Source organism: Bradyrhizobium sp. GW821-FHT12B03 (genome assembly GCF_058807535.1).
In genome coordinates, this window is record NZ_JBXAQU010000001.1 from 464,387 (window position 1) to 487,931 (window position 23,545).

At 65.8% G+C, this 23,545-nt stretch carries 23 protein-coding genes; 8 read left to right on the plus strand and 15 right to left on the minus strand.

Features of this window, described 5'->3' with window-relative positions:
- Positions 1 to 19 precede the first annotated feature (19 nt).
- A complete protein-coding gene (locus AC1RUR_RS02330; RefSeq protein WP_492840922.1) occupies positions 20 to 247 on the plus strand; it encodes a hypothetical protein in 228 nt (75 codons plus the stop codon).
- Positions 248 to 263: 16 nt separating this feature from the next.
- Here AC1RUR_RS02330 and AC1RUR_RS02335 read toward each other — a convergent pair whose 3' ends face one another.
- Together AC1RUR_RS02335 and AC1RUR_RS02340 are read right to left on the minus strand one after the other, a co-directional pair.
- Positions 264 to 1,589: an ATP-binding protein gene (locus AC1RUR_RS02335; RefSeq protein WP_492840924.1), complete on the minus strand. Its 1,326-nt coding sequence runs from the start codon at positions 1,587 to 1,589 to the stop codon at positions 264 to 266.
- Positions 1,590 to 1,601: 12 nt separating this feature from the next.
- Positions 1,602 to 2,342 carry a response regulator gene (locus tag AC1RUR_RS02340; RefSeq protein WP_492840926.1) on the minus strand — a complete coding sequence of 247 codons (741 nt, stop codon included), beginning with the start codon at positions 2,340 to 2,342 and terminating at the stop codon, positions 1,602 to 1,604.
- Positions 2,343 to 2,522: 180 nt separating this feature from the next.
- Here AC1RUR_RS02340 and AC1RUR_RS02345 point away from each other — a divergent pair, with 180 nt between their 5' ends.
- Positions 2,523 to 3,092 (plus strand): hypothetical protein, encoded by a 570-nt coding sequence (locus AC1RUR_RS02345; RefSeq protein ID WP_492840928.1) that lies wholly within the window; start codon positions 2,523 to 2,525, stop codon positions 3,090 to 3,092.
- A 217-nt stretch (positions 3,093 to 3,309) separates the two neighbouring features.
- Complete coding sequence (locus AC1RUR_RS02350; RefSeq protein ID WP_492840930.1) at positions 3,310 to 3,843, plus strand: PRC-barrel domain-containing protein; 534 nt, start codon at positions 3,310 to 3,312, stop codon at positions 3,841 to 3,843.
- A gap of 103 nt (positions 3,844 to 3,946) precedes the next feature.
- On the opposite strand, the gene AC1RUR_RS02355 is transcribed toward AC1RUR_RS02350, so the two are convergent.
- The 10 genes from AC1RUR_RS02355 to AC1RUR_RS02400 all read right to left on the minus strand — a co-directional run bounded on the left by AC1RUR_RS02355 (position 3,947) and on the right by AC1RUR_RS02400 (position 14,377).
- Positions 3,947 to 5,158: an ABC transporter substrate-binding protein gene (locus AC1RUR_RS02355; protein ID WP_492840932.1), complete on the minus strand. Its 1,212-nt coding sequence runs from the start codon at positions 5,156 to 5,158 to the stop codon at positions 3,947 to 3,949.
- 290 nt (positions 5,159 to 5,448) lie between these two features.
- Positions 5,449 to 6,279 (minus strand): ABC transporter permease, encoded by an 831-nt coding sequence (locus AC1RUR_RS02360; RefSeq protein ID WP_492840934.1) that lies wholly within the window; start codon positions 6,277 to 6,279, stop codon positions 5,449 to 5,451.
- A complete protein-coding gene (locus tag AC1RUR_RS02365; protein ID WP_492840936.1) occupies positions 6,276 to 7,538 on the minus strand; it encodes an ABC transporter permease in 1,263 nt (420 codons plus the stop codon). Before AC1RUR_RS02365 ends, AC1RUR_RS02360 begins: the two co-directional genes overlap by 4 nt.
- Positions 7,539 to 7,797: 259 nt before the next feature.
- A complete protein-coding gene (locus AC1RUR_RS02370; protein ID WP_492840938.1) occupies positions 7,798 to 8,856 on the minus strand; it encodes an ABC transporter substrate-binding protein in 1,059 nt (352 codons plus the stop codon).
- 56 nt (positions 8,857 to 8,912) lie between these two features.
- The gene (locus AC1RUR_RS02375; RefSeq protein WP_492840940.1) at positions 8,913 to 10,022 is read right to left on the minus strand and encodes an ABC transporter ATP-binding protein; all 1,110 of its coding nucleotides are present in this window, start codon (positions 10,020 to 10,022) and stop codon (positions 8,913 to 8,915) included.
- A gap of 129 nt (positions 10,023 to 10,151) precedes the next feature.
- Positions 10,152 to 11,720, minus strand: a complete 1,569-nt coding sequence (locus AC1RUR_RS02380; RefSeq protein WP_492840942.1) for a DUF4403 family protein — start codon at positions 11,718 to 11,720, stop codon at positions 10,152 to 10,154.
- A gap of 116 nt (positions 11,721 to 11,836) precedes the next feature.
- Positions 11,837 to 12,466, minus strand: coding sequence for a GNAT family N-acetyltransferase (locus tag AC1RUR_RS02385; RefSeq protein WP_492840943.1), 630 nt, complete (start codon positions 12,464 to 12,466; stop codon positions 11,837 to 11,839).
- 125 nt (positions 12,467 to 12,591) lie between these two features.
- On the minus strand, positions 12,592 to 12,924 hold the full coding sequence (locus tag AC1RUR_RS02390) for a GIY-YIG nuclease family protein (protein WP_492840945.1): 333 nt from the start codon (positions 12,922 to 12,924) through the stop codon (positions 12,592 to 12,594).
- 202 nt (positions 12,925 to 13,126) lie between these two features.
- Positions 13,127 to 13,546 (minus strand): c-type cytochrome, encoded by a 420-nt coding sequence (locus tag AC1RUR_RS02395; protein WP_492840947.1) that lies wholly within the window; start codon positions 13,544 to 13,546, stop codon positions 13,127 to 13,129.
- A 114-nt stretch (positions 13,547 to 13,660) separates the two neighbouring features.
- A complete protein-coding gene (locus AC1RUR_RS02400) occupies positions 13,661 to 14,377 on the minus strand; it encodes a L,D-transpeptidase (RefSeq protein ID WP_492840949.1) in 717 nt (238 codons plus the stop codon).
- A 274-nt stretch (positions 14,378 to 14,651) separates the two neighbouring features.
- Between AC1RUR_RS02400 and AC1RUR_RS02405 the strand changes: the two genes are divergently transcribed.
- From AC1RUR_RS02405 to AC1RUR_RS02415, 3 genes are all read left to right on the plus strand, one after another.
- Positions 14,652 to 15,704 carry a glycosyltransferase family 4 protein gene (locus tag AC1RUR_RS02405; protein ID WP_492840951.1) on the plus strand — a complete coding sequence of 351 codons (1,053 nt, stop codon included), beginning with the start codon at positions 14,652 to 14,654 and terminating at the stop codon, positions 15,702 to 15,704.
- Between the two features lie 33 nt (positions 15,705 to 15,737).
- The gene (locus tag AC1RUR_RS02410) at positions 15,738 to 16,427 is read left to right on the plus strand and encodes a class I SAM-dependent methyltransferase (RefSeq protein ID WP_492840954.1); all 690 of its coding nucleotides are present in this window, start codon (positions 15,738 to 15,740) and stop codon (positions 16,425 to 16,427) included.
- Positions 16,428 to 16,575: 148 nt separating this feature from the next.
- On the plus strand, positions 16,576 to 17,235 hold the full coding sequence (locus tag AC1RUR_RS02415) for a hypothetical protein (RefSeq protein WP_492840956.1): 660 nt from the start codon (positions 16,576 to 16,578) through the stop codon (positions 17,233 to 17,235).
- A 179-nt stretch (positions 17,236 to 17,414) separates the two neighbouring features.
- Here the strand turns inward: AC1RUR_RS02415 and AC1RUR_RS02420 are convergent, their stop codons facing one another.
- Positions 17,415 to 19,079: an aminotransferase class III-fold pyridoxal phosphate-dependent enzyme gene (locus AC1RUR_RS02420; RefSeq protein ID WP_492840958.1), complete on the minus strand. Its 1,665-nt coding sequence runs from the start codon at positions 19,077 to 19,079 to the stop codon at positions 17,415 to 17,417.
- A 35-nt stretch (positions 19,080 to 19,114) separates the two neighbouring features.
- On the opposite strand from AC1RUR_RS02420, the gene asd reads away from it, so the two are divergent.
- The gene (gene asd / locus AC1RUR_RS02425) at positions 19,115 to 19,978 is read left to right on the plus strand and encodes an archaetidylserine decarboxylase (RefSeq protein ID WP_492840960.1); all 864 of its coding nucleotides are present in this window, start codon (positions 19,115 to 19,117) and stop codon (positions 19,976 to 19,978) included.
- A gap of 63 nt (positions 19,979 to 20,041) precedes the next feature.
- Complete coding sequence (locus AC1RUR_RS02430) at positions 20,042 to 20,611, plus strand: NUDIX hydrolase (RefSeq protein WP_492840962.1); 570 nt, start codon at positions 20,042 to 20,044, stop codon at positions 20,609 to 20,611.
- Positions 20,612 to 20,886: 275 nt separating this feature from the next.
- On the opposite strand, the gene AC1RUR_RS02435 is transcribed toward AC1RUR_RS02430, so the two are convergent.
- Together AC1RUR_RS02435 and AC1RUR_RS02440 are read right to left on the minus strand one after the other, a co-directional pair.
- A complete protein-coding gene (locus tag AC1RUR_RS02435) occupies positions 20,887 to 22,344 on the minus strand; it encodes a FecR domain-containing protein (RefSeq protein ID WP_492841576.1) in 1,458 nt (485 codons plus the stop codon).
- Between the two features lie 267 nt (positions 22,345 to 22,611).
- Entirely contained in the window at positions 22,612 to 23,373 is a 762-nt protein-coding gene (locus AC1RUR_RS02440) for a DUF2147 domain-containing protein (protein ID WP_492840964.1), read from the minus strand.
- Positions 23,374 to 23,545: the final 172 nt, after the last annotated feature.

Genomic DNA, 23,545 nt, shown 5'->3' on the forward strand with positions numbered 1-23,545 from the left:
GCGAATCGGGAGAGGTGCCATGACAAAAACAACCATGGTCAACGCCATCACCGGCGACATCCCAAAGGACATCCCAAGGCAGAACCCCTGTGCCCAATGCGGCGCGCCGATCCCGCAGCCCGACTGGATCGAGCCGGGCGAGGGGCGCATCTCCTATCTCTGGACCTGCCGTGCCTGCGACTATCGCTTCGAGGCCGTGGCGATCTTCGACGAGATGCCCATCGCGCACCCGCCGCTTGCGGCCTGACCTGCTCTCTGAAGCCCTAGGCGGCCAGCCGCGGCTCCTGCCAGACCGGCAATTGCATCCGCACGATCAAGCCGTGCGGCTCGCGGTCGTGCAGCGAGAGCTCGCCGCCATGGGCGAGCGCGATCGCGCGCGCGATCGACAGGCCGAGGCCGAAGCCGGTGGACTCGTCCATGGTGCGCGCGTCGTCGCCGCGCACGAACGGCTCCAGCATCTCCTGCTTGCGCGCATCCGAAATGCCGGGGCCGTCGTCCTCGACGTCGATGACGAGCCGGGTGCCCGATATATCGAGGCGGATCGTCACCTCGGCGCCGAAGCGCACCGCGTTCTCGACCAGGTTGGTGACGCCGCGATGCAGATCGTCGGGACGCGCGGCGGCGGTTGCAGATAGCGGGCCGTCATAATGCACGACATGGCCCATGTCGCCGAACTGGTCGGCGACGAGCTGCAGCGTGCTGGCGATGTCGACCAGCGTCACCGCCTCGATCTTGCGGTCGTTGCGCAGCAGCGACAGCACCGATTCCAGCATCGAGCGCATCTGGTCGAGGTCGATCAGCATGCGCTTGCGGTTGCCCTCGTCCTCGATGAACTCGGCGCGCAGGCGCAGCCGCGTGATCGGGGTGCGCAGATCGTGGCTGATCGCGGCCAGCATCCGCGTGCGATCCGACATCAGCCCCGCGATCCGCTCATGCATGCGGTTGAGCGCGCGCGCCACCGAGCGGATCTCCTCCGGCCCGCGCTCGGGCAGGGGCTCCGCCCCGCCGTCCAGGCTGAAATTCTCGGCCGCCTTGGCGAAGGAGGACAGCGGCGCGGCCAGCGCACGCGCCGCCCACAGGCCGAGCACGGTGACGCAGATGAAGGTGGTCATCAGCGTCATCAGCCACGGTGCGCCCCAGAACCACGGCCGCGGGCCGCCATCGACATGGCCCGCGATCACGCTGCCGTCGGGCAGCTGCACGCCGATGCGGTGCTCGCCGCCTTGGGGTGCAAGCTGCACCACATTGTAGCCGCGGCCGAGGTGGCGGCGGATCCCGTGCAGGTGCTGGCTTTCGCTGTCCTCGACGATTGTCGCGGTGCCGGGCGCGAACGTCTCGATGTTGAGCTTCGGGAAGGCGCGCGCGAGATCCGCGACGAGGCGCGGCCGCTCGGCCGGCTCGGCCGAGCCGAGCAGCACCGCGGCGTCAGCCAATTGAGGCGCGCCGTCCGGCGGCGTGTCCGGGCGGTCCGGCCGGCTGATCAGGAAGGCGGCGGTGACGACGAGATGCAGTGCGACGGTGGAAGCCAGCACCAGCGCGGCGATCTGCCCGCCGATACCCTTGAGGTGGAAGAACCCGAACGGCTTCATCGTCGGCGTCCGTCAGCTGCTGAGGGCCGCCGCGACCGCTTCGGTTCTGGGCGTGAACAAATAGCCGCCGGAGCGCACCGTCTTGATGATGGTCGGATCGGCCGGATTGGGCTCGATCTTGCGGCGGATGCGGCTGACCAGCACGTCGATGGAGCGTTCGAACGAGCCGGTGTTGCGGCCCTGCGTGAGGTCGAGCAGGCTGTCGCGCGACAGCACGCGGCCGGGCCGCTCGCAGAACGTCCTGAGCAGGTCGAACTCGGCGCTGGTCACCGCGACCCGCGCGCCTTCCGGATTGCGCAGCTCGCGCAGGCGCAGGTCGATGCGCCAGCCCTCGAACGCGAGCGTGCTCGCGCCCTCGATCGAGCTCGCGGCTTGAGCGGCGGCCTGGCGGCGCAGCACCGCGTTGATGCGGGCGAGCAGCTCGCGCGGATTGAAGGGTTTTGGCAGATAGTCGTCCGCGCCCATCTCCAGGCCGACGATGCGGTCGACGTCTTCGCCGCGCGCGGTCAGCATGATGATCGGCGTCTGCGCCTCCGAGCGCACCTTGCGGCAGAGGCTCAAGCCGTCCTCGCCGGGCAGCATGACGTCGAGAATGATGAGGTCCACGCGGTGGTCGGCCATGGCGCGCGACATCTCGCGGCCATCGCTCACGGCGGTGACGTTGCAGGCGTTGTTGCGCAGGTACTTCGCAATCAACGTCCGGGTTTCGCGGTCGTCCTCGACGACCAGGATGTTGGGATTGAGAATGGCCATGCGCTTTGTTTGTCCAAGATTCGGGCCAAATGGCGAAGATTTTTGTTTCGTATTGTTTCTGAAGCCCATTCCGCAACACAGGGACACGCCTGGGTCGTGAAACGGCAAGGTCTCGTTAAGGCCGTTAACCATACCGTGGCGCGGTCAATTGAGAAACCCCGCAAAAACCACGGAGCGATCATGACCGCAATCTCGGCGGCGTCCGCAGGTAACTACCAGTCGCCCTTGCAGCGACTGCAGCAAGAATTGCAATCGGAAGTTTCGGCCGGCACGATCTCGTCGTCGGACCAGTCCGCGCTCTCGACGGCGCTGACCGACATCGACACGGCGCTCCAGCAGAGCCGCTCGAGCGACCAGTCGAGCGGCACGCGTCCCTCCAAGGACGGCATGAAGTCGAAGATCGACGACCTCATCTCGAGCGAGGTGTCGAACGGGACGCTGACCTCGGACCAGGCCGAAGAGCTCAAGGGCGTGTTTGAGGCCGCCTTCGCCGATGGTCCCGGCGGTGCGGGCGGACCCGGTGGTGCAGGCGGGCCGCCTCCCGGCCCGCCGCCGGACGACAGCTCCTCGGATTCCTCGTCCACGGACTCGACGAGCAGCACGTCGACCGAGTCCACCACGGCGGAGATCCTCCAGCAGTTTCTCGAGGCGCTCCAGCAGTCGCAATCGTCGAGTTCGTCCTACGCTGCCAACGGCAGCTCGTCGAGCAGCTCGAATTTCTCCGCACTCCTGATCGACTACAAGAGCTGACCTGCGCGACGCGGTCGGCGCATTCCCCGCCACGTTCGTGCTTCACCCAGGGCGCACGATCGTCGGCGGGGAACTGTGCATCCGGCACGTTCCCGCGCGTCGGAACTCTCGTCGCAATGCAGCGCCACGATGTGCGACGAAATTGCCGCAGCTCAGGAACTGCGCGTGATCGGCACCGTTCTCTCCACACGAGTTTTTGCTGAAGGAGAGGACAACAATGTTGATGAAATCGATCGCCGCCGGCCTCGCCGGCACCGCACTGCTTGCGACCGCTGCGTTTGCGCAGTCGCCGACCGCAACCACCGACAAGGCGCCGACCGCGGCCACCGCCACGACGACCACCACGACCGCGTCGGGTGAATGGCGTGCCTCGAAGATGGCGGGCCTGAAGATCTACAACGACGCGAATGAGAACATCGGCTCGATCAACGACCTGCTGATGGACAAGAGCGGTGCCATCAAGATCGCCGTGATCGGCGTCGGCGGCTTCCTCGGCATGGGCGAGCATCTGGTCGCCGTGCCCTATGAGAAGCTGAAGTTCGTCAACGAGGCCGTGGCCTACACCGGCGCCGGCACCAACCCGGGCGCCAAGCCGGCCGCGACCACGACGACCGGCGCTGCGACCGGCACCGAGAAGACTGCGACGACCACGACGGCTTCGTCCGGCTCGAAGTGGTATCCCGACCATGCCGTGTTCAACGCCAGCAAGGACGAGCTGAAGAACATGCCCGAGTTCAAGTACTCGGAGTAATGCGGTTCGTGCGACGACTTAAAAGAAGCGCGCCCGGTTTTCACTGGGCGCGCTGTCGTGTTCTCTTCACCTCTCCCCGCAAGCGGGAAGAGGGAGAAGGAGTTCAGTGCGTCACCAGCGGGCAGCCGCCCTTGTCGAGCGGACGGAAGGCTTCGTCGCCGGGCACGGTGGCGATCAGCTTGTAGAGGTCCCACTCGCCCTTGGACTCCTCGGGCTTCTTCACCTCGAACAGATACATGTCGTGGACCATGCGGCCGTCGATGCGGATCTTGCCGTTCCTGGCGAAGAAGTCGTTGACCGGCGTTGCGCGCATCTGCGCCATCACCTTCGGCGCCTCGTCGGTCTTGATGGCCTCGATCGCCTTCAGATAGTGCATGGTCGCCGAATACAGGCCGGCCTGGATCATGGTCGGCATGTGCCCGACCTTCTCGTTGAATCGTTTCGAGAACGCGCGGGTCTCCTCGTTCATGTCCCAGTAGAAGGCGTCGGTGACGATCAGGCCCTGGGTCGCCTTGATGCCGAGCGAATGGGTGTCGGTGATCTCCTGCAGGAGCGCGATCATCTTCTGGCCGCCTTGCGTCAGGCCGAATTCGGCGGCCTGCTTCAGCGCGTTGGTGGTGTCGCCGCCGGCGTTCGCCAGCGCGACCACCTTGGCCTTGGAGGCCTGGGCCTGGAGCAGGAAGGAGGAGAAGTCCGACGAATTGAGCGGATGGCGGACCTCGCCGAGCACCTTGCCGCCGCTCTCCTTGACCACGTTGGCGGCGTCGCGCTGCAGCGCCATGCCGAAGGCGTAGTCGGCGGTGACGAAGAACCAGGTGTCCTCGCCGCGCTTGACCATCGCCTTGCCGGCGACGTTCGACAGCGCATAGGTGTCGTAGGTCCAGTGCACCGTGTTGGGCGAGCAGGCAACGCCGGTGATGTCGGAGGAGCCGCCGCCGGAATTGATGTTGATCTTGTTCTTCTCACGCGTCAGCGCCGAGATCGGCAGCGCGACCGATGAGGTCGGCACGTCGAAGATCGCGTCGACCTTGTCGTTGTCGTACCAGTTGCGGGCGATGTTGACGCCGAGGTCGGGCTTGTTCTGGTGATCGGCGGCAACCACCTGAACCGGCTTGCCCGCGACCTTGGCGCCGTAATCGGCGACCGCCATCTCGACGGCGGCGAGCGAGCCCTTGCCGGTCGCGTCCGCATAGAGGCTCGACATGTCCGTGAGCACGCCGATCTTGACGACGTCGTCGGAAATCTGCGCCTGCGCCGTGCCGCAGGATGCTGCGAGCGCGAGACCGGCCGCGACCGCGGCGATGAGTTTTTGCATGTTGTTTCTCCCTGTGTGTTGTTGTTTGGGTTTTGTTGCGAGGACTGTTCTAGCGACAAATGGCCGTGGCAGCTAAGCCAAAGATGCGTGAGGGGGTGGAGAAATAAGCAGGGGGTGCACGGTGTTTCCTTCGCCTCTCCCCGCTTGCGGGGAGAGGCCGCAGCGCATCGAAGATGCGATGCGGGTGAGGGGGACTCTCCGCGAGTCTAACTGCCGCCGTCCTTGCGGAGATTCCCCCTCACCCCGACCCTTTCCCCGCAAGCGGGGAGGGGGAGAAGTTCTGCCGCCGCTCACACGCCGCTGCCCTTGAGCCGTTCGTTGCGCCGGCGCAGGCCTTCCAGGGTGGCGAGGAGGATGACCGACACTGTCGTCAAGATCACCGCCGCGGCCGTGATGGTCGGGCTGATGTTCTCGCGGATGCCGCTGAACATCTCGCGCGGCAGGGTGCGCTGCTCGGGACCAGCCATGAAGAGCACGATCACCACCTCATCGAAGCTGGTCGCAAAGGCGAACAACGCACCGGAGGCGAGGCCGGGCAGGATCAGCGGCAGGATCACGCGGCGGAACGCATACAGCGGCGAGGCGCCGAGCGAGGCGGCGGCGCGTGCCAGATTGGTGTCGAAGCTTTGCAGCGTCGCGCCGACCGTGATCACCACGAAGGGCGTCGCCAGCGCGGTGTGGGCCAGGATCAGGCCGAGATAACTGCCGGTCAGTCCGATCGGCGCGAAGAAGAAATAAAGACCGACCGCGGTGATGACGCCGGGCACGACGACCGGCGACAGCACGAAGGCCAGCACGAGCGGCTTGAACCGGCTCTTCCACTGCGCCAGCCCCAGCGCGGCCAGCGTGCCGAGAATCATCGACAGCAGGGTCGAGGCGACGCCGATGATCATGCTGTTCTTCAGCGAATTCATCCAGCGCGACGAATTGATGAAGTCGTCGTACCAGCGCAGCGAAAGGCCCGGCAGCGGATAGGTGAGATAGGAGCCCGAGCTGAACGACAGCGGCATGATCGCCAGGATGGGCGCAATCAGGAAGATGAACACCAGCGTGGAGATGACGATGGTCGCGGTCCACGCCATGCGCTGGCTGGGCGTGCGGAGGGAAGAATGATCGCTCAATTCTTCATTCCTCCCGTGACCTGCTGGCCCTGCACCAGCTTGCCGTAGACCAGCGCGAGCAGGATGGTGGCCAGCAGCAGCACCGCACCCAGCGCCGAAGCAAGGCCCCAATTGGCCGTCTCGGTGGTGTAGAGCGCGATGAAGTAGCTGATCATCTGGTCGGCGGCGCCCCCGACGAGCGCCGGTGTGATGTAGTAGCCGAGCGCCAGGATGAAGACGAGCAGGCTTCCCGCGCCGATGCCGGGCAGGGTCTGAGGCAAGTAGATGCGCAGGAAGGCGGTGAGGGGTGGTGCACCGAGCGAGGCGGCGGCGCGCATGTAAGCCGGCGAGATCGCCTTCATGCTGCTGTACAGCGGCAGGATCATGAAGGGCAGGAGAACGTGGGTCATGGCCACGCAGACACCGAAGCGGTTGTAGATCAGGCGCAACGGCTGGTCGATGATGCCAAGCCATTGCAGGGCATCGTTCACGACGCCCTTGCTCTGCAACAGCACGATCCAGGCGCAGGTGCGGACCAGAAGCGACGTCCAGAACGGCAGCAGCACGAAGATCATCAGCAGGTTCGACCGGCCCGGCGGCAGCGTCGCCAGGAGATAGGCGACCGGAAAGCCGAGGATCAGGCAGAGCACCGTGACGCTGAGGCTGATCAGGAAGGTGCGGGCGAAGACGTCGCGGTAGATCGCCTGATCCGGCGGCGCCGCGACGATCGCGCCGTCCGCGTTTCGCGTCAGGTCGAGCGCCGCCAGAAGGTAGAAGCCGGTGATCGGGCCGCCGGCGTCCTTGATCGTCGTCCAGGTGGTGCGCTCGCGCCAGGCCGGGTTGATCTTGCTAAGTGTCTCCCTGGCCGTGCCGGGCTCGGGCACGGTCTTCAGATTGCGCGCCGTGCTGGTCAGGATCGTGCGAAAACCGTTCATTGCGTAATTGAGCCGCTTGGCCGCGATGGCGATGGTGGCGGAAGCGCGCGCCGCCAGGATGTCGCTTGCCAACGCTGCGTAGGCCTGTTCGTCCGGCAGGTCCTTGCCGTCCCAGCCGGCGAGAGCAACGATCGTTTGCGGCAGAACCTGACGGACCTCGCGGTCGTCGATCGCGCGCCACAGCATGCCGGCGATGGGCCCGGCGAAGGTGAAGAGCAGGAAGACGAGAAGCGGCGCCACCAGCGCCAATGCCTTGACCTGGCGTGCCCGCTCCGCCCGCTTCAGGCGGCGCTTGAGGGGGACCTCTGCCTTGGCGTCGGCGCCGATCGGGGAGGCCGCGGTCATGGGGCGAGCCTCTTTGACCGGACGCGCCTTGCCATTTCAGGTTGGGAGCCGCCTGAGCAAGCGCCTCGTCCTTCGAGACGACCGCTTCGCGGTCTCCTCAGGATGAGGCTCATCGACATCGGTGCCCGTAAAGTCGTTACCACAGACTCAGACCTCATCCTGAGGGCCCGCCGCAGGCGGGCGTCTCGAAGGATGCGCCGCGGGCGAGCCATTCGCCACGTTTCGCTCCGCCCGCGCCGCACGCTGGTCGAGTCGCGCGTTATTTCGCGGCCCATTTGTTGAAGCGCTCGGTCAGGCGGTCGATGTTCTCGAGCCAGAAGGCAACGTTGATCTCGACGGCGTTCTTGATGTTGTCAGGCGCTGTCGGCAGGTCCTTCAGGACAGCGGGCGCAAGGCGTCCGGCTGCGTCCTTGTTCGAAGTGCCATAGGCAATGTTCTCCGACAGTTTTGACTGGTTCTCCGCTTTGCCTGCGAAGTCCAGGAACTTGTAGGCCGCGTCCTTGTTCGGGCTACCCTTCAGGATGACCCAGCTGTCGAGGGTGAAGAGCGCTCCGTCCCATACCATGCCGAAATTCTTCTTGTCGTTCTTGTTCGCGGTGTCGATGCGGCCATTGTAGACCGAGGTCATCGCCACCTCGCCGGAGGCGAGCAGTTGCGGCGGCTGGGCGCCGGCCTTCCACCAGACGATGTCGCCCTTGATGGTGTCCAATTTCTGGAACGCGCGATCGACGCCGTCGTCGGTCGCCAGTATCTTGTAGACGTCCTTCGGCGCGATGCCGTCGGCCATCAGGGCGATCTCCAGCGTGGTCTTCGGGCCCTGACGCAAGGCGCGCTTGCCCGGAATCTTCTTGGTGTCGAAGAAGTCGGCCCAGCCGTGAGGTGCCTCCTTCAGCTTGTCCTTGTCGTAGCCGAGAACGAAGTCGTAGAGGATGGCGCCGACGCCGCAGGGATTGACTGACGGTGGGATATAGGCGGCCTCGCCGCCGATCTTGGTATAGTCCAGCTTCTCGAACAGACCTTCCTCGCAGCCGACGGCGAGCTCGTCGCTCTCGACCTGCACGACGTCCCAGGTGGCGGCCCCACCCTGCACCTTGGCGCGCAACACGCCGACACCGCCGTCCCAGGACTCGTCGTTCATCGCAACACCGGCCGCCTTCTTGAACGGCTCGAAATAGACCTTCTTCTGCGCATCCTGATACGCGCCGCCCCACGACACGACGGTGAGGTCACGCGCCTGCGCGACCGTGGCCAGTGCAGCGCTGACGCTGAACACCGCGGCGAACCCCAAAACAATCTTGCCAGTCTTGCGCTTCAGCATGGTCCTTGTTCCTTCTTCATCTGCGTTGTGTTGAGGTTGATCGATGCCGGTCCGGATCAGACGGGATCGAGGGCCAGGCAATCCTCGGGACGGAAGGTGATGAACACACCTTCGCCAGGTGCGAGACTGTGATGCGCTCCCAACTGAAGCTTGACCATGAACTCGGCATTCCCTGCGACATCGAGCACGGCCAGCGCGTGGTCGCCGAGATAGATGGTGTTCTGCACCCTGGCCGGCAGCCGGTTTGGTCCGTCGCTGGAGGTGCTGTCAGGGATGATGGCGATCCGCTCCGGCCGCACCGACAGCGAGGTCGATGCGCCCACGCCCGATACATTGACCGCCCGCGCGGTCACGGTGCCGCCACCGGCCAGCGCGACGCGGCAATAGTCCTTGTCGACCGTCTCGACGGTGCCGGCCAGCACGTTGTTCTCGCCGATGAAGTGGGCGACGAAGCTGTTCACCGGATGCTCGTACAGCGCGTCGGGCCGGTCGATCTGCTGCACGATGCCGTCGTTGAACACGGCAATGCGGTCCGACATGGTGAGCGCTTCGCTCTGATCATGGGTGACGTAGACGACGGTGATGCCCATCGTCTCGTGCAGTTGCTTGATCTCCAGTTGCATCTGTTCCCGCAGGCGCTTGTCGAGGGCGCCGAGCGGCTCGTCCATCAGCACGAGTTGCGGATTGAAGACCAGCGCGCGGGCCAGTGCCACGCGCTGCTGCTGGCCGCCGGACAGCTGCCCGGGCCGCCGGTGCGCCAGAGTCTCCATCTTGATCATGCGCAACGCCGCGCTGACGCGCTCCTGCGCTTCCGCCTTGCCCGTCTTGCGAACGGATAGCGGGAAGGCGATATTTTCCGCAATCGTCAGGTGCGGAAACAAGGCATAGTTCTGGAACACCATGCCGATATCGCGCTTGTGGGGCGGCATGTTCTTGATCGGCCGGTCCGCGAGGTAGATCTCGCCATGGGTCGGAACCTCGAAGCCGGCCAGCATCATCAGCGTGGTCGTCTTGCCCGAGCCCGACGGGCCGAGCAGGGTGATGAATTCGCCCTTCCTGATGTCGAGATCGAGGTTCTTCACCACGAGGTGCTCGCCATCATAGGTTTTCTGAATGCCGGAAAACCGCACCAGTGCCGGCGCAGATGTGACCATGCCGGCTTCCATATTGTCCTCGCCTCATCAGCACCAGTGCTGTCAGGACCTCGTCCGAGGTCGCGAGGAACAGCTTAGCATCCTCGAATGAGAATGCCAGCGGTGCAAGCGACGCGCGCGGGCCCGGCAAGCGGGAGCGCGCTACATTCCCGACAGCTTCGTCACGTACACATTCAGCGAGCCGCCGGCTTCGGCGACGATGCGCAGCGTCTTGGAATCGAAGGCGATGTCGGCGAGCATCAGGCTGTCGATCTTCGCGTCGACCTTGAGGCCGTCCTCGCTCTTCTGGTAGTCGGCGATCGCAGCTGCGATCTTCTCGCGGGCGTTGGCGGCGATCGGCTTCAGGTCGAGCGTCGCCTTCTGCACCAGCGCCTGCTGCATCTGCGGCACGACCGCGCGCGCCGCCGCGCCGAGCAGGCCGAACGCGGCCTCGGATTCCACCGCGAGCTGGATGTCGGCGAGCCGCAGCGTCTGCTGTGCCTGGTCGAGCATCGGCCGGCCCCAGATGTGGACGGTCGCCTCGGCGCCGAGGCCGAGCCAGCTCTTCTTTTCCTTCGCGCGCACCAGAAGCGAGATCAGCAGGCGGTCGCCCGACGGAACCACGTTCACGCTCTTCACGGTGACGTCGACCGGGCCGGAGCCGTCCTCGGGATAGGTGTGGCCGACCATCTGCGCCGCGATCAGCTTGTTGATCTCGGTGAACGGCACGTCGATCGGCACGCCGATGTTCACGCCGGTGCCGGTCGGCGGCACGATCGAGATTTTTTCGGGGAACGGACAGTCCGGCTTGGACGGCGTCGAGGTCACGCGCGTCTCGAGCTCGAGGCCGAGCAGCAGCGTCACGTTCTGTGCGTCGACGCGCGGCTGCGCCGCGATGGCGCGGGTCGGCTTCATCTCGAGCCAGAGCGGCGGCAGCGCGGCGGACGAGCCCGAGCCTTGCAGCGGAAGCGAGCGGCAGGCCTTGGCCCATTGCAGCTTCGCGTTCTCGCGCAGCGAGGGATCGTTGCGGATGCGCTCGGAGACGACGTTGATCTGCTCGGCGACGTTCTTGTCGATCAGCGGCTTGACCTGCGCCGGCACGTTGACCTTGGCGCCGGCGACGTTGAGGTTGGTGTCGCCGAGATTGACCTGGGCGCCGAGATTGGGCTCGAGATGCCAGTTCGCCGCGAGCTTCGGCCGCGAGGTGACGACGACGTTGCCCCTGATCTCGGCGCTGGCGTTCAGATTCTTGATGTTGACCGCGCCGATCCGTTTGGCGGCGTCACCGCCGAGCACGCCGCTGAGCGCGTCGCCGAGCGCGCCGGTGGCTTTGGACGACAGCGAGCCCGTCACGTTGAGCTTGCCGGTGAGCGGCGTCGAGATCGTCAGAACGTCCTTGTCGCCGCTCGCCGCCATCGGCCCGCGCACCGCGGTCCAGCCGATGTCGGCATTCTCCAGGATCTGCGAGATCGGGTTGTCGGCCTTGCCGGCGAAATTGCGCGGCGCGGCCTTCTCGGCCTGCTCGCGGATCGCCGACACCGCGATGGCGACCGGCGCCACCACGATCGAGCTCTTCGAGGCCGGCGGGAGCGGCGGCAGCTGCGCGACCGGGGGCGCCGAATTCGGCGCGCGCGGTGACAGCCAGTCCATCGCCTTCAGGCTGATGAAGAACGACGCCGCGAGCACAGCCACGGCGATCACGATCGTCTTGAAATTCAACGTGAGTCGCATCAATCCCCCAGGCCGCCCCGGGGCAGGAGTCTACAGGGCAGGCGAGAGCCGCGCTAGAGCGCAGGGATGGGGTGGAATTGGGGCGGCGCGGGACCCGGTCCAGTGAATGTGATTGCTCAGCTGTCCCCCGAGCCCGGCGCGTTTGCCTCGACCGCCTCGGTCATCCGGTCGTTCCCGCCGACGACCCGTGCCATCAGGGTCTCATCGTAATATCGGCCGCCCCATTTCAGCGCCTTCACCCCGCGGCCGTATTCGACGAATCCTGCGGCCACATAGAGATGCAACGCGGCGTGGTTCTCGCTGACGACGACGAGATGAAGCTGCTCGACGCGCTCGGCGGCGTGCGCTGTGACCGCGTCGACGAGGAGCCGCCCCACACCGGATTTCCGCGCCTGCGGCCGCACATACATGCCCCAGAGAACGCCCTTGTGCGCGGTCTTCGCGCCGTCCTCCCGGCGAAAGCCGGCGGTGCCCACGAGCTCGCCCGCGATGAACGCGCCGAACACGTCCGATATCGCGAGGCGCTCCTCGAACCAGGCGAGGGGCTTGTCCTGCTCGCGTTCGAGCGTGCTGGTAAAAGCCTCTGGATGGTTCGCGAGCGCTTCCAGCCTGATCGCACGGAAGACCGCCGCGTCGGCGGGTGTGAGCCGTCTGATTTCTGCGATAGACGCTCGCGGACCGGATGTCATGTCTGGTCGTGCGTCCTCTGTCATCGTGCTCGCCTCGTCCTTCGAGACGCGCCGCAAGGCGGCGCTCCTCAGGATGAGGCTAACTGGCATTTGTCATGTGGTGCAAGCGTCGTGCATTGTCGGTCCGACGGGGCGCGAGAATTTTGCCTGACCTCTCCCCATGGATGCCGCGCATCCAGCCCTCATCCTGAGGAGCCCGCCACAGGCGGGCGTCTCGAAGGATGATGCGCGCCGCGCTTTGCCAGTTCATGCAGCTCGGCAAAATCGCCGCGCATGAAGGCCTCCTTCTTGGCGCGACTCCACTTCTTAAGCTTGCGTTCGCATTCGATCGCATCAGTGATCCCGTCGAACCATTGAGAGAAGACCAGCGTCACCGGCCGGCGCGACTTTGTGTAGCCGCTGAACGTACCGGCGTTGTGCTGTGCGATCCTGAGCTCAAGCTCGGTCCGTGTCGTGCCGATGTAATAGCTGCCATCGGCGCATTTGAGAATGTAGAGGTACGCTCCCTCGTTCATCGTGAACGCCTCGTCCTTCGAGACGACCGCTTCGCGGTCTCCTCAGGATGAGGCTAACTGGCATTCGTGCCTCGGTGCAATAGCTGCGTGAGCACTAGCTGCCGCGTACTCCGCCCTCATCCTGAGGAGCCCGCCGTAAGCGGGCGTCTCGAAGGATGCGCTGCGATTTCGCATGCAAGCCTCACACGCGGCGCCGACGCTACTATTGCCCGCCCGCCACCTTCAGATAAGCAACGATCTTGCCCGCTTCCTCCGCCGAAATCCCGCCATAGGGCTGCATCTTGTTGCCGGAGACGACTTCATCCGGCTTGACCATGAAGCGGGCGAGCTTGTCCTCGTCCCAGATGAAGCCGGCTTCCTTCATCGATGAAGAGTAGTTGTAGTCGGGCAGCGAGCCTGCCTTCCGTCCCACGATCTTGCTGAGATTGGGGCCGAGGCGATTGTCGCCCTCCTTCACCGAGTGGCAGGTGCGGCAGGAATTGTTGAAGGCCTGCTGGGCTGCCTCGTCGCTCGCCGGCTGCTGGGCGAGCGAGGAGGGCACGGACGGGAGCAGCGTCAATGCGGCGGCGCCGGTGATCGCGCGCAACCATCTGCTCGGCGACGTTGGCAGGCGGGATTGCATCTGCGCCTCCATCGGGGACCGCGCCGCAACACGCGCGCGCATCGGGATGCCGAGGGCCAACGAAAACGGCCCCGGAGGGTTCCGGGGCCGTTTGCGTCACAATGTCCTGTCGCTTTAGCGCGTCGCGGCGCCGAGGTCCGCGCGGCGTTCCGTCATCGGCAGCACGATCACCTTGGTGCCGACGTTGACGCGGGAGTAGAGGTCGGTGACGTCGTCATTGGTCAGGCGGATGCAGCCGGATGAGACGCGCTTGCCGATGGTCTCGGGGGCGTTGGTGCCGTGGATGCGGTAGATGGTGCCGCCCAGATACATGGCGCGGGCACCCAGCGGGTTGCCGGGGCCGCCGGCCATGTGGCGCGGCAGATAGGGCTGGCGGGCGATCATCTCCGGCGGCGGAGTCCAGGCCGGCCACTCGGCCTTCCTGGTCACCGACTGGACGCCGGACCAGGTGAAGCCGTCGCGGCCGACGCCGATGCCGTAGCGAACGGCCTGGCCGTTACCCAGCACGTAGTAGAGATAGGTGTTGGGCGTATCGATGATGACGGTGCCCGGTGCTTCGCGCGTCGCGTAGGCGACGGTCTGGCGGCGGAAGCGGGCCGGCATCTCGACCGCGTCCTGATCCTCGGACGGCTCGGTCTGGTAGCTCGGCGCCTGATAGGGCTGATAGGGTTGGAACGGCTGCGGCGCGGCCATCGGCGGCAGCGGCTGGAAGAAGGGGAAGAGCTGCACCGGCGCGGCCTTGGCGGGGCCTGCGAATGCGATCGCGGTGACAGCCACTGCGCTCAAAGCAACGGCGCGCGAGTACGTCTTGAAGGTGTCCAGATTGAACATGTGATCGCCCCTGTTTGCTCGGTGTCTTTGTCCACCGCGGCACCATTGCGGTGCTCTGTTGCGCAAATCACTAACGGCAATAAGTTTCGGGACGTTTGCGCGGAAAACCGAAAACGGTTTCATGGCGGCAAGGATTGTTTCATGACAGTTTCGTGGCTGCCCGTGTCCGGTACCCTACAAAACAGCCGGCGGACACTTCTGTGACGTCACACGCCTGAAATATCCATGGTTGATGGTCGAAAGCCGAGAATCATCAAACTCTCGGGATTTTCCCATGCGGGTATTAATCGCGACTGACGCCTGGCATCCGCAGGTCAACGGTGTGGTCCGGACGCTGACCTCGCTGGCGGGCGCGGCCAAGGCCCTCGATGTCGAGATCGACTTCCTCACGCCGGACGGTTTCCCGTCGTGGCCGCTGCCGACCTATCCGGGCCTGCGCATTGCGCTGCCGAGCCGCAAAGAGATCGCGCGGCGGATCGAGCAGGCCGCGCCGGACGCGCTGCACATCGCGACCGAAGGGCCGATCGGCTGGGCCGCCCGGGCCTATTGCCGCCGCAACCGCCTCGCCTTCACCACCTCCTACACCACGCGCTTTCCCGAATATGTCTCGGTGCGGACCGGCATCCCTGATGCCGTCGGCTATGCCGTGCTGCGCCACTTCCACGATGCCGCCGCCATGACCATGGTGGCGACGCCGTCGCTGCGGCAGGAGCTGTCCGAGCGTGGCTTCAAGCGGCTCGGCTTCTGGACCCGCGGCGTCAACACCGAGCTGTTTCATCCCGACTCTCCGGCGAGGCTCGACCTGCCGGGCCCGATCTTCATGACGATGGGACGCGTCGCCGTGGAGAAGAATCTCGAGGCGTTCCTCTCGCTCGACCTGCCCGGCACCAAGGTCGTCGTCGGCGACGGCCCGCAGAAGGCCGCGCTCGAAAGGAAATATCCCGATGCCGTGTTCCTCGGCGAGAAGAAGGGCGCCGATCTCACCGCGCATCTCGCCGCCGCCGACGTGTTCGTCTTTCCGAGCCTCACCGACACTTTTGGTGTGGTGCAGCTGGAGGCGCTCGCCTGCGGCACGCCGGTGGCGGCGTTCCCGGTGACGGGTCCGAAGGACGTCATCGCCGATCATCCGATCGGCGCGATCGATCACGATCTGCGCGCCGCGTGTCTGCGCGCGCTCGCCATGTCGCGCGAGACCTGCCGCAATTTCGCGCTGGAGCGTTCCTGGGAGAACAGCGCGCGCCAGTTCGTCGGAAACCTCACCTCACTTCAGCCCAGCCGCGTCCTGCGCGCCTCGCCTCGCATGGCGCGGCGGCCGGTGCGTGGGTGATCCACCCTTTGACCCACAGCGAGAACCTCATCGATGGCTAAGATCATGAACCTTGACGGCACCCAGCAGCTCGATCTCACCCGCGGCACGGTCGAGCAGGCTTACGACCGCTGGGCGCCGGTCTACGATCTCGTGTTCGGCGGCGTGTTCGCCAAGGGCCGGCAGGCGGCGATCGCGGCCACCAACAAGATCGGCGGCCGCGTGCTCGAAGTCGGCGTCGGCACCGGCATCTCGCTGCCGCTCTACGCGCCGCATCTGCGCATCTTCGGCACCGACATTTCGGAAGCCATGCTCGACAAGGCGCGCCAGCGCGTCACCGAGGGCAAGCTGAAGAACGTCGAGGGCCTCGCGGTGATGGACGCCGAGAAGCTCGAATTCCCCGACAATTCCTTCGACGTCGTGATGGCGCAATATGTCGTCACCGCCGTGCCGAATCCGGAAGTGGCGCTCGACGAGTTCGCCCGCGTGCTCCGTCCCGGCGGCGAGCTGATCATCCTCACCCGCGTCAGCGCCGACACCGGCGTGCGCCGCTTCATCGAGCAGAAGCTGCAGCCGGTGGTGCGTCCGCTCGGCTTCCGCACCGCCGAGTTCGCGTGGTCGCGCTATGCGAAGTGGCTGGCGGGTGCCAGCGGCATCGAGCTCGCCGAGCGCCGCCTGATTCCGCCGCTCGGCCATTTCTCGCTGGTGCGCTTCCGCAAGGTCGACATCGCCAAGGCAGCGTGAACGAGGCAGCTTGAGCAAGGCAACTTGAGCTGCGACTTCGCGTTGCGTCATCGCGCCGCTGCACATCGTCACATGACAAAATGATGATGTCACACGGCGTACATCGAATCCCTGTAATCCCGTACCCGAAAGCATTTTGGGGGAGAGCATGATCAAGAATTATCTCGAGCAGCTGCGGATCCAGCGCTGGGACGACCATCGCTACTATCACCACAGCCGCATCAATCAGAGCCTGCACTTCGTCAGCGCGCTGAGCTTCCTCTTCGCCTATGTCTGGCTGTTCGTCGACCCCGTGATCTCCGCGCTGGTCGGCTGGCTGGTCTCGATGACCTCGCGCCAGGCCGGCCACTTCTTCTTCGAGCCGCACACTTACGACCACATCAACCAGGCGACGCACGAGTACAAGGAAGAGATCAAGGTCGGCTACAATTTGCAGCGCAAGGTGGTGCTGATGGCGATCTGGGCGGCCTCGCCGCTGGTGCTGTTCGTCGATCCCACGCTGTTCGGCCTGTTCACGCCCTGGGCGAGCGCGACCGACTTCATGCGGCAGGTCGCCAAGATATGGCTCGTGGTCGGCGGCGGCGGTCTTCTGTTCCGCACCGTGCACCTGTTCTTCATCCGCGACGTCGAGACCGGCCTCGTCTGGATGACCAAGATCCTGACCGATCCTTTCCATGACCTGATGCTCTATCGCAGCGCGCCGCTCGCCCTGATGCGCGGCGAGCTGATGGACCCCGGCCTGCACCTCAACCCCGAGCACACGCTGGGCTTCATCGACGAGCCCGTGCTCGAGGAGCAGCACGCCTGATCCGGCCGTTGCCCAGACCACGAATGTCTATTGCTTGCGTCATGCCCGGGCTTGTCCCGGGCATCCACGTCTTGGAGCCGTTGGGCAGAGACGCGTGGATGGCCGGGCATAGGCGAGCGGAAGCGACGCCGTCCTTCGGACGGCTGTGTCCGGCCATGACGGCGTTGGAAGAGCCAGCCTCAGCGCCCGAAGCGCTTGGCGAGCATCTCTTTCAAAATCTGCCGCTTGATGGTCTTGTTGGTGAGCACGCCGTCGTGCCACCAGAAGCCGTCGGCCTTCATCTTCTCCGCGGCGCGGACGAACCGGTCGGCGACTTCGCTGAAGTCGGCGTCGGTGTAGTTGAGGCTGAAGATCAGCCGTCCGGTGCCGACCCAGCTCAGCGCCAGGCCCTCGGCGCGCAGGTAATATTGCAGCATCCAGTTGTAGCGGGACGGGGTGGTGTATTTCACCGTCCAGATCGACGAGAAGTTGGCGAAGCGCACCGGCAGGCCGGCGTCCGTCATCATCTGGTTGAGCTTCTGCGCGCGGCCGTTCCAGGTGGCGTCCAGCCCGTCATAGATGGCGCGGAAGTTCGGGCTGGCGAGGCGGCTCAGGAACTCGTCCATCGCCGTCATGACGTAGGGATGCGAGTTGAAGGTGCCGCGGGCAAAACAAATGTCGGCGGGCCGGTCGTCGCGGAAGCGGCGCATCAGATCTTTCTTGCCGCAGACCACGCCGACCGGCAGGCCACCGGCGAGGCTCTTGCCGTAGGTCACCATGTCGGCCTTGACGCCGAAATATTCCTGGGCGCCGCCGGCGGCGAGACGGAAGCCGACGAAGACCTCGTCGAAGATCAGCACGATGCCGCGTTGGTCGCAGACTTCGCGCAGCTGCTTCAGCCATTCGGTGTAGGCCGCGCGGTCGAAATTGCCGCCGCGAGAGGAATCGACCAGCGAGGAATCGCCGGGCGCGTTACCGTTCGGATGCAGACCCTGCAGCGGATTGACCAGCACGCAGGCGATGTCCTTGCGCGTGCGCAGCACGTGCAGCGTCTTCTCCGACATCTCGGCGAGGGTGTAGGTCTCATGCGCGGGAATCGGATTGCCGACGCCGGGCTGCACGTCGCCCCACCAGCCGTGATAGGCGCCGGCGAAACGGACGAGATGCGTGCGTCTGGTGTGGTAGCGCGCCAGCCGCACCGCCTGCATCACGGCTTCGGTGCCGGACATGTGGAACGAGACTTCGTCGAGGCCCGAGATCTGGCAGAGCCGCTGCACGTTTTCGAGGATGACGGGATGGTAGGGGCCGAGCACGGGGCCGAGTGCATGCGCCCGCTTCTCCGAGCCCTCGATGCACTCCTTATAGAAGTCGTTGCCGAAGATGTTGACGCCGTAGGACCCCGTGAGGTCGTAGGACGTGTTGCCGTCGACATCCGTGACGGTGACGCCGCGGGACGATTCCATGAAGGTCGAGGTGCCCAGGTGCTCGCGGACGAGACGCGAGAACTGGAACGGTACGCGGTAGGTCTCGGTGAAGTGCAGGTCGGAGATTCTCTCCGCCGCTTCCTTGGTCATCGCGCGACCCCTGGGGTAGTGCTCGGCGTAGAGTTTTGCGAGGCGGAAGAAGGCGTCCTTGCGCTGCTTCACCACGTTGTCAGGCGCGCCGTCGCAGCCGAAATATTTGTCGCCCTCGAACTCGTAGAACGGGAGCAGCTTTGCCACCCGCCGCGACATCTTGGAGTGCCCGGCGAGCGAGCGATGTTTGGCGCGGGACAGTTCGATCCGCGCCTTGAGCTTCGGGAGGACGGCGGCAGCAGACGCTGCGGCGGCCGCGGACATCGAGAGAATCGGGAGTGTCGTTTCCATGACAACAAGCGCTAATACTGCGAGCTGACAGATTCATGACAGTCAAAGCCCTCATCGCCTCTTTCACCCAGCAGGAAGACCTCAACTTCCTGTTGACCAACCGCATCCCCCGCGCGGCGCTGACCCGCTTCATGGGCTGGTTCTCCAAGATCGAGAATCCGCTGGTGCGGGACTTCTCCATCGCGCTCTGGAAGCTGTTCTCCGACCTCGACCTGTCGGAGGCGCGGAAGACGCATTTCAGGAGCCTGCACGACTGCTTCACCCGGGAGCTCAAGCCCGGCCTGCGTCCCTTTGATCCCGATCCGTCCATTGTCGCCAGCCCCTCGGACGGCATCGTCGGCGCCCATGGCCGGATCGCCGACACCGAGCTGTTCCAGGTCAAGGGCGCACCCTATTCGCTGCTCGACCTCGTCGGCGATTCCGCGCTGGTCGACCAGCACCGCAACGGAAGCTTCGTCACGCTGCGGCTGACCTCGAGCATGTATCACCGCTTCCACGCGCCCTATGACGGCCACATCGAGCGCGTCACGCTGATCCATGGCGACGTCTGGAACGTCAACCCGATCGCGCTGAAGCGGGTGGAACGCCTGTTCTGCAAGAACGAGCGCGCGGTGATCCGCACGCATCTTTCGACCGGCGAGGCGGTGACGCTGGTGCCTGTCGCGGCGATCCTGGTCGCGAGCATCCGCCTGCACTTTCTCGACATGGTGCTGAACGCGCAGACGAAGGGCCCGGTCAACTTCCCCTGCGACGTCAACGTGAGCAAGGGCGAGGAGCTCGGCTGGTTCGAGCACGGCTCGACCATCATCATCCTCGCGCCCGGCGATTTCACGTTTTGCGACGGCATCGCCGAAGGCACGCGCATTCGCGCCGGTCAAGCGCTGCTGGGAAGAAAGTAGCCTTCAATCCGCCGTCCCCGCCGCCTATATCGTCTGCGGGGACGAAGATACGGGACGTGGGTGATGGCGCGGGCGCCGGTGATGGCGGCGGGTGGGATTGTGCTGCGGCGTGGAGCTGTGCCGCTGATCGCGGTCGTGCGCCAGCGCAAGCGCAACGAATGGGTCTTGCCCAAGGGCAAGCTCGATGACGGCGAGACGCCGAAGCAGGCCGCGCACCGCGAGGTGCTGGAGGAGACCGGCCATGAGGTCGCCATCCACGAATTCCTGGGCACGCTCGCCTACCAGTCCGGCGGGCGCTCCAAGGTCGTGCACTTCTGGCGGATGGAAGCCGGAGACGGTCCGGTCCGCAAGCTGATGAACGACATCAAGGCGGTCGACTGGTTGACGCTGGAGGATGCGGTTGCGCGCCTGTCGCGCGAATACGAGCGCGCCTTCCTGATCCAGATCGGCCCGATCGCGATTGCGGCGGCGGGGCTAGCCTCTTCGCCTGCACCCGAGCCGACGCCGCCGCTTGCAGGCGACGACGTCGATGCCGCCTTACAGACCCTGACACCGGCCGAAGCCGCCTCGGTCGACGAGCTGCGTCACGGCCTGTTGCAGAAGGTGAGGGCGTGGCTGCGCGGCGAGGCGTGAGCTGTTTTCACCTCTCCCCGCCCTTCAGCGGGGAGAGGTCGGATCGCGCAAGCGATTCGGGTGAGGGGCACGGCACTCCGTTGCCAAAATGGAAGTCCATCCGACTCGCGCGACAAGCGTGGAGTTGAGTCCTCGATCCACAATTCAAATCGAGTACGCGGAAGCAGCCCCTCACCCCAACCCTCTCCCCGCATCCGCCTTCGCCCGAAGGCGGGCTACAGCGGACAAGAGAACGGGGCGAGGGAGCGCACCAGCGATGTGGCGCGCTCAATGTTCTACCGCCGCTCTTTCTTCTCCTTCGGAGCGGGTGCCGGCCTGCGCGGCGCTGCTGGACGTTGCGCGCCCGGCAGACGCTGCTGGAATCCGCCCTGGCGCTGGATTCCGCCTGGCTGCTGGGCCGCGGGCGGCTGGCCTGGCTGCAATCCGGTGTGCGGTGTTTGCGGCTGCGGTGTCGTGCCGGGCTGTGGCGGCACGGCGCCGCCAGGCTGCGCGGGAGTCTGGCCAGCGCGCGGCGGCAGGGCTTGCGGCGTGCCGCTGGGCTGCGCGCCGGGTTCGGCGCGCGGAGCGCCGGCCGGCCGGCCCGCACCTTGCCGCTGACCCTGTCGCTGTTGACCCTGTTGCAGCTGACCCGCGCGCGGCGTGCCCGGCTGCACGGCGCCGCCCTGTCCTTGTTGTCCCTGGCCCTGCCGCTGCGGCGGCTGAGCGCCTTGCCGGCCTGGCGCGCCCGGCTGCTGCTGACCCGGACGGTTGTTCTGGCCGGGCTGGCCGTTCGGCCGCTGCGGCTGCTGGCCCGGCGCCGTCGTCGGCCGCAATTGCTGCTGCTGCGGCGGCTGGGTGGGTCGCGGAATGCGGCTGATCGCGGCCGGATTGGCGCGGCGGAAGTCGCGCTGCTCGGTGACGATCTGCCGGCCCGTGGTCTGCGCCAGATGCACCTGGCTGACGAAGCCGCGGTCGCGCGCGATCTGCTGCGGGGCAATCGTGATCGGCACGGCGGCAAAGCGCATCACGCCGGCGGTGGCAGCGCCCGGGCGGATCGCAAAGCCGCTTGCGGCTTGCGTCAGCGCGCCGAGCCGCGTGCCGCTGGTGCGGTCGTTGACCTCGATGTGGCCGACCCGGCCGTCGGCGTCGGGATAGAGCTTGATGTTGACGTTGTTCGCCGCACTGGCCGCGGCGCCTTCGGGCACGTCGACCACGCCGGTGGTGCCGCGGATGCCGAGCGTCGCGGTCGGCGTCGCGATCTTCATGTCGCCGGTCTTCGCCACCGCCGCCGCGACGAAGGCGACGGTGCCCTTGCCGATGTCGAAGATCGCCGAATTCTGCTTGCCGCCGTCCTCATAGACGTAATTGTCGATGGTGATCTTCGCGCTGGCCGAGAGGTTGAACGTGGTCGCATCGTTGAAGGTGATGCCGAGCGCGGAGTTCGACGAGGTCTGCACGACGTCATTGAGATAGATGTCGTCGCGCACGCGCAGCGGATAGGAATTCTTGTCGCGGATCACCGTCGCGATCCCCGTCACGGTCGCAACGTTGCCGATCGGCTCGACAGCGGAGGATTGCGAATCCGCGGCCGGTGTCGGCGAGGCTGATGGCGTCGGGGAGGGGGCGGGCGCCGGTTGTGCCTGCGGCTGGGCCTGTGCAAGCTCGATTGCGTCGGATGCGAACGCCATGCTCGTGCCGGCCAGCGGCAAGGCCAGCAGCGGAAGCGCGAACACGAAGCGGCGCCAAGCCACCATCAAAGTCACGAAAAAGTCCCGGTGAGAAACACGAGGCGAGATCGGCCGATATCAGCCTGATACAGCTGAATGGCAGATGAACATGTGTCGCACGGGAGGGGGGACGTTCAAACCACGCTGCGCTGGTTTTGCGCTCAGTCTCTCCACATCGTCATGGCCGGGCTTGTCCCGGCCATCCACGCCTAGCCATGCGGCACGAAGAACGTGGATGCCCGGGACAAGCCCGGGCATGACGAACAGTTGTGTATGCCGTTGAGATCTCTGGCGTCAGCTCACGCGCTTCCAGGTCTGGCCGCCGCAGAATATGCCGCCGAAGGTGCAGCCCTGCACGCGCATCGCGTTCGGGCTCTTCATCGCGATGGTCGAGTCGTAGTCCTTGCCGGACTCGGGATCGTGGATGCGGCCGCTCCACTTGGCGCCGTCGGGCTTCATGTTGATCAGGATGCGCTCGTTGTTCTTCTCGGCGTAGCCGCACAGATTGGCGCCGCACTGCTCGACGCGGACGTTGCCCTTGTTCTCTTCGGTCGCCCAGACGCCGATCGGCGTGTTGGCGGCCGGCGCAGCGGCCACCGGGTCCGGTGCGGGCGCAGCAACGGGAGCCGCAGCGGGCGCGGGCTGCACCGTGTTGTCGAAGCCGACGGACGGAGCGGCGGCAACCGTCGTGGCGGGAGCTGCGGGGGCGGCGACCGCAGGCGCGGCCGGTGCGATCGCCTGGACCGGCGCCTGCTGCTGCACCGGAGCGGGGGCGGGCTGCGCGGTGGTGGCTGGAGCCGGCGTGGTGTCGACGTCATCGTCCTTGGAGCCAGAGTCTTTGGAGCCAAGGCCCTTGAGGTTGATGTTGTTCAGCTTGATCGGCTTGTCCGACAGGCCCGGCGCGACGATGGTCACGCAGCTGAGCGAGGCGCAGTTGTGCGGCGTCTCGATGCGAATTTGCTGGCCCTCGATTTGGAACGAGATCGAATTGCCGGCATGCGCCGCGGCGGTCGAAGCGAGGAAGAGTGCGGTGGCGGCGATGGTGAGCTTGTTCATGACAACCTCTGAAAAGCTGCGTGGTCCCGATATGGACTGAAGTCGCTGGTGGATGGCGCGTGGTTCGACCCTAGGCCGGGCCAGTCCCGCCTTCCGTGACGGACGTCACAGCGGATCGCGACGCTTGGGTGAGCCAACGCACATTCAGCCGCGATCCCTCTGCGTAACCTCG

Excerpts from the sequence above, each read along its gene's own strand:
- AC1RUR_RS02335 (WP_492840924.1), bottom strand. The coding sequence starts at position 1,589 with ATGAAGCCGTTCGGGTTCTTCCACCTCAAGGGTATCGGCGGGCAGATC.
- AC1RUR_RS02430 (WP_492840962.1), top strand. The coding sequence starts at position 20,042 with ATGGCGCGGGCGCCGGTGATGGCGGCGGGTGGGATTGTGCTGCGGCGT.
- AC1RUR_RS02390 (WP_492840945.1), bottom strand. The coding sequence starts at position 12,924 with ATGAACGAGGGAGCGTACCTCTACATTCTCAAATGCGCCGATGGCAGC.
- AC1RUR_RS02435 (WP_492841576.1), bottom strand. The coding sequence starts at position 22,344 with ATGGTGGCTTGGCGCCGCTTCGTGTTCGCGCTTCCGCTGCTGGCCTTG.
- AC1RUR_RS02395 (WP_492840947.1), bottom strand. The coding sequence starts at position 13,546 with ATGCAATCCCGCCTGCCAACGTCGCCGAGCAGATGGTTGCGCGCGATC.
- AC1RUR_RS02380 (WP_492840942.1), bottom strand. The coding sequence starts at position 11,720 with ATGCGACTCACGTTGAATTTCAAGACGATCGTGATCGCCGTGGCTGTG.
- AC1RUR_RS02400 (WP_492840949.1), bottom strand. The coding sequence starts at position 14,377 with ATGTTCAATCTGGACACCTTCAAGACGTACTCGCGCGCCGTTGCTTTG.
- AC1RUR_RS02405 (WP_492840951.1), top strand. The coding sequence starts at position 14,652 with ATGCGGGTATTAATCGCGACTGACGCCTGGCATCCGCAGGTCAACGGT.
- AC1RUR_RS02350 (WP_492840930.1), top strand. The coding sequence starts at position 3,310 with ATGTTGATGAAATCGATCGCCGCCGGCCTCGCCGGCACCGCACTGCTT.
- AC1RUR_RS02345 (WP_492840928.1), top strand. The coding sequence starts at position 2,523 with ATGACCGCAATCTCGGCGGCGTCCGCAGGTAACTACCAGTCGCCCTTG.
- asd (WP_492840960.1), top strand. The coding sequence starts at position 19,115 with ATGACAGTCAAAGCCCTCATCGCCTCTTTCACCCAGCAGGAAGACCTC.
- AC1RUR_RS02330 (WP_492840922.1), top strand. The coding sequence starts at position 20 with ATGACAAAAACAACCATGGTCAACGCCATCACCGGCGACATCCCAAAG.
- AC1RUR_RS02365 (WP_492840936.1), bottom strand. The coding sequence starts at position 7,538 with ATGACCGCGGCCTCCCCGATCGGCGCCGACGCCAAGGCAGAGGTCCCC.
- AC1RUR_RS02420 (WP_492840958.1), bottom strand. The coding sequence starts at position 19,079 with ATGGAAACGACACTCCCGATTCTCTCGATGTCCGCGGCCGCCGCAGCG.
- AC1RUR_RS02355 (WP_492840932.1), bottom strand. The coding sequence starts at position 5,158 with ATGCAAAAACTCATCGCCGCGGTCGCGGCCGGTCTCGCGCTCGCAGCA.
- AC1RUR_RS02370 (WP_492840938.1), bottom strand. The coding sequence starts at position 8,856 with ATGCTGAAGCGCAAGACTGGCAAGATTGTTTTGGGGTTCGCCGCGGTG.
- AC1RUR_RS02340 (WP_492840926.1), bottom strand. The coding sequence starts at position 2,342 with ATGGCCATTCTCAATCCCAACATCCTGGTCGTCGAGGACGACCGCGAA.
- AC1RUR_RS02440 (WP_492840964.1), bottom strand. The coding sequence starts at position 23,373 with ATGAACAAGCTCACCATCGCCGCCACCGCACTCTTCCTCGCTTCGACC.
- AC1RUR_RS02375 (WP_492840940.1), bottom strand. The coding sequence starts at position 10,022 with ATGGAAGCCGGCATGGTCACATCTGCGCCGGCACTGGTGCGGTTTTCC.
- AC1RUR_RS02410 (WP_492840954.1), top strand. The coding sequence starts at position 15,738 with ATGGCTAAGATCATGAACCTTGACGGCACCCAGCAGCTCGATCTCACC.
- AC1RUR_RS02415 (WP_492840956.1), top strand. The coding sequence starts at position 16,576 with ATGATCAAGAATTATCTCGAGCAGCTGCGGATCCAGCGCTGGGACGAC.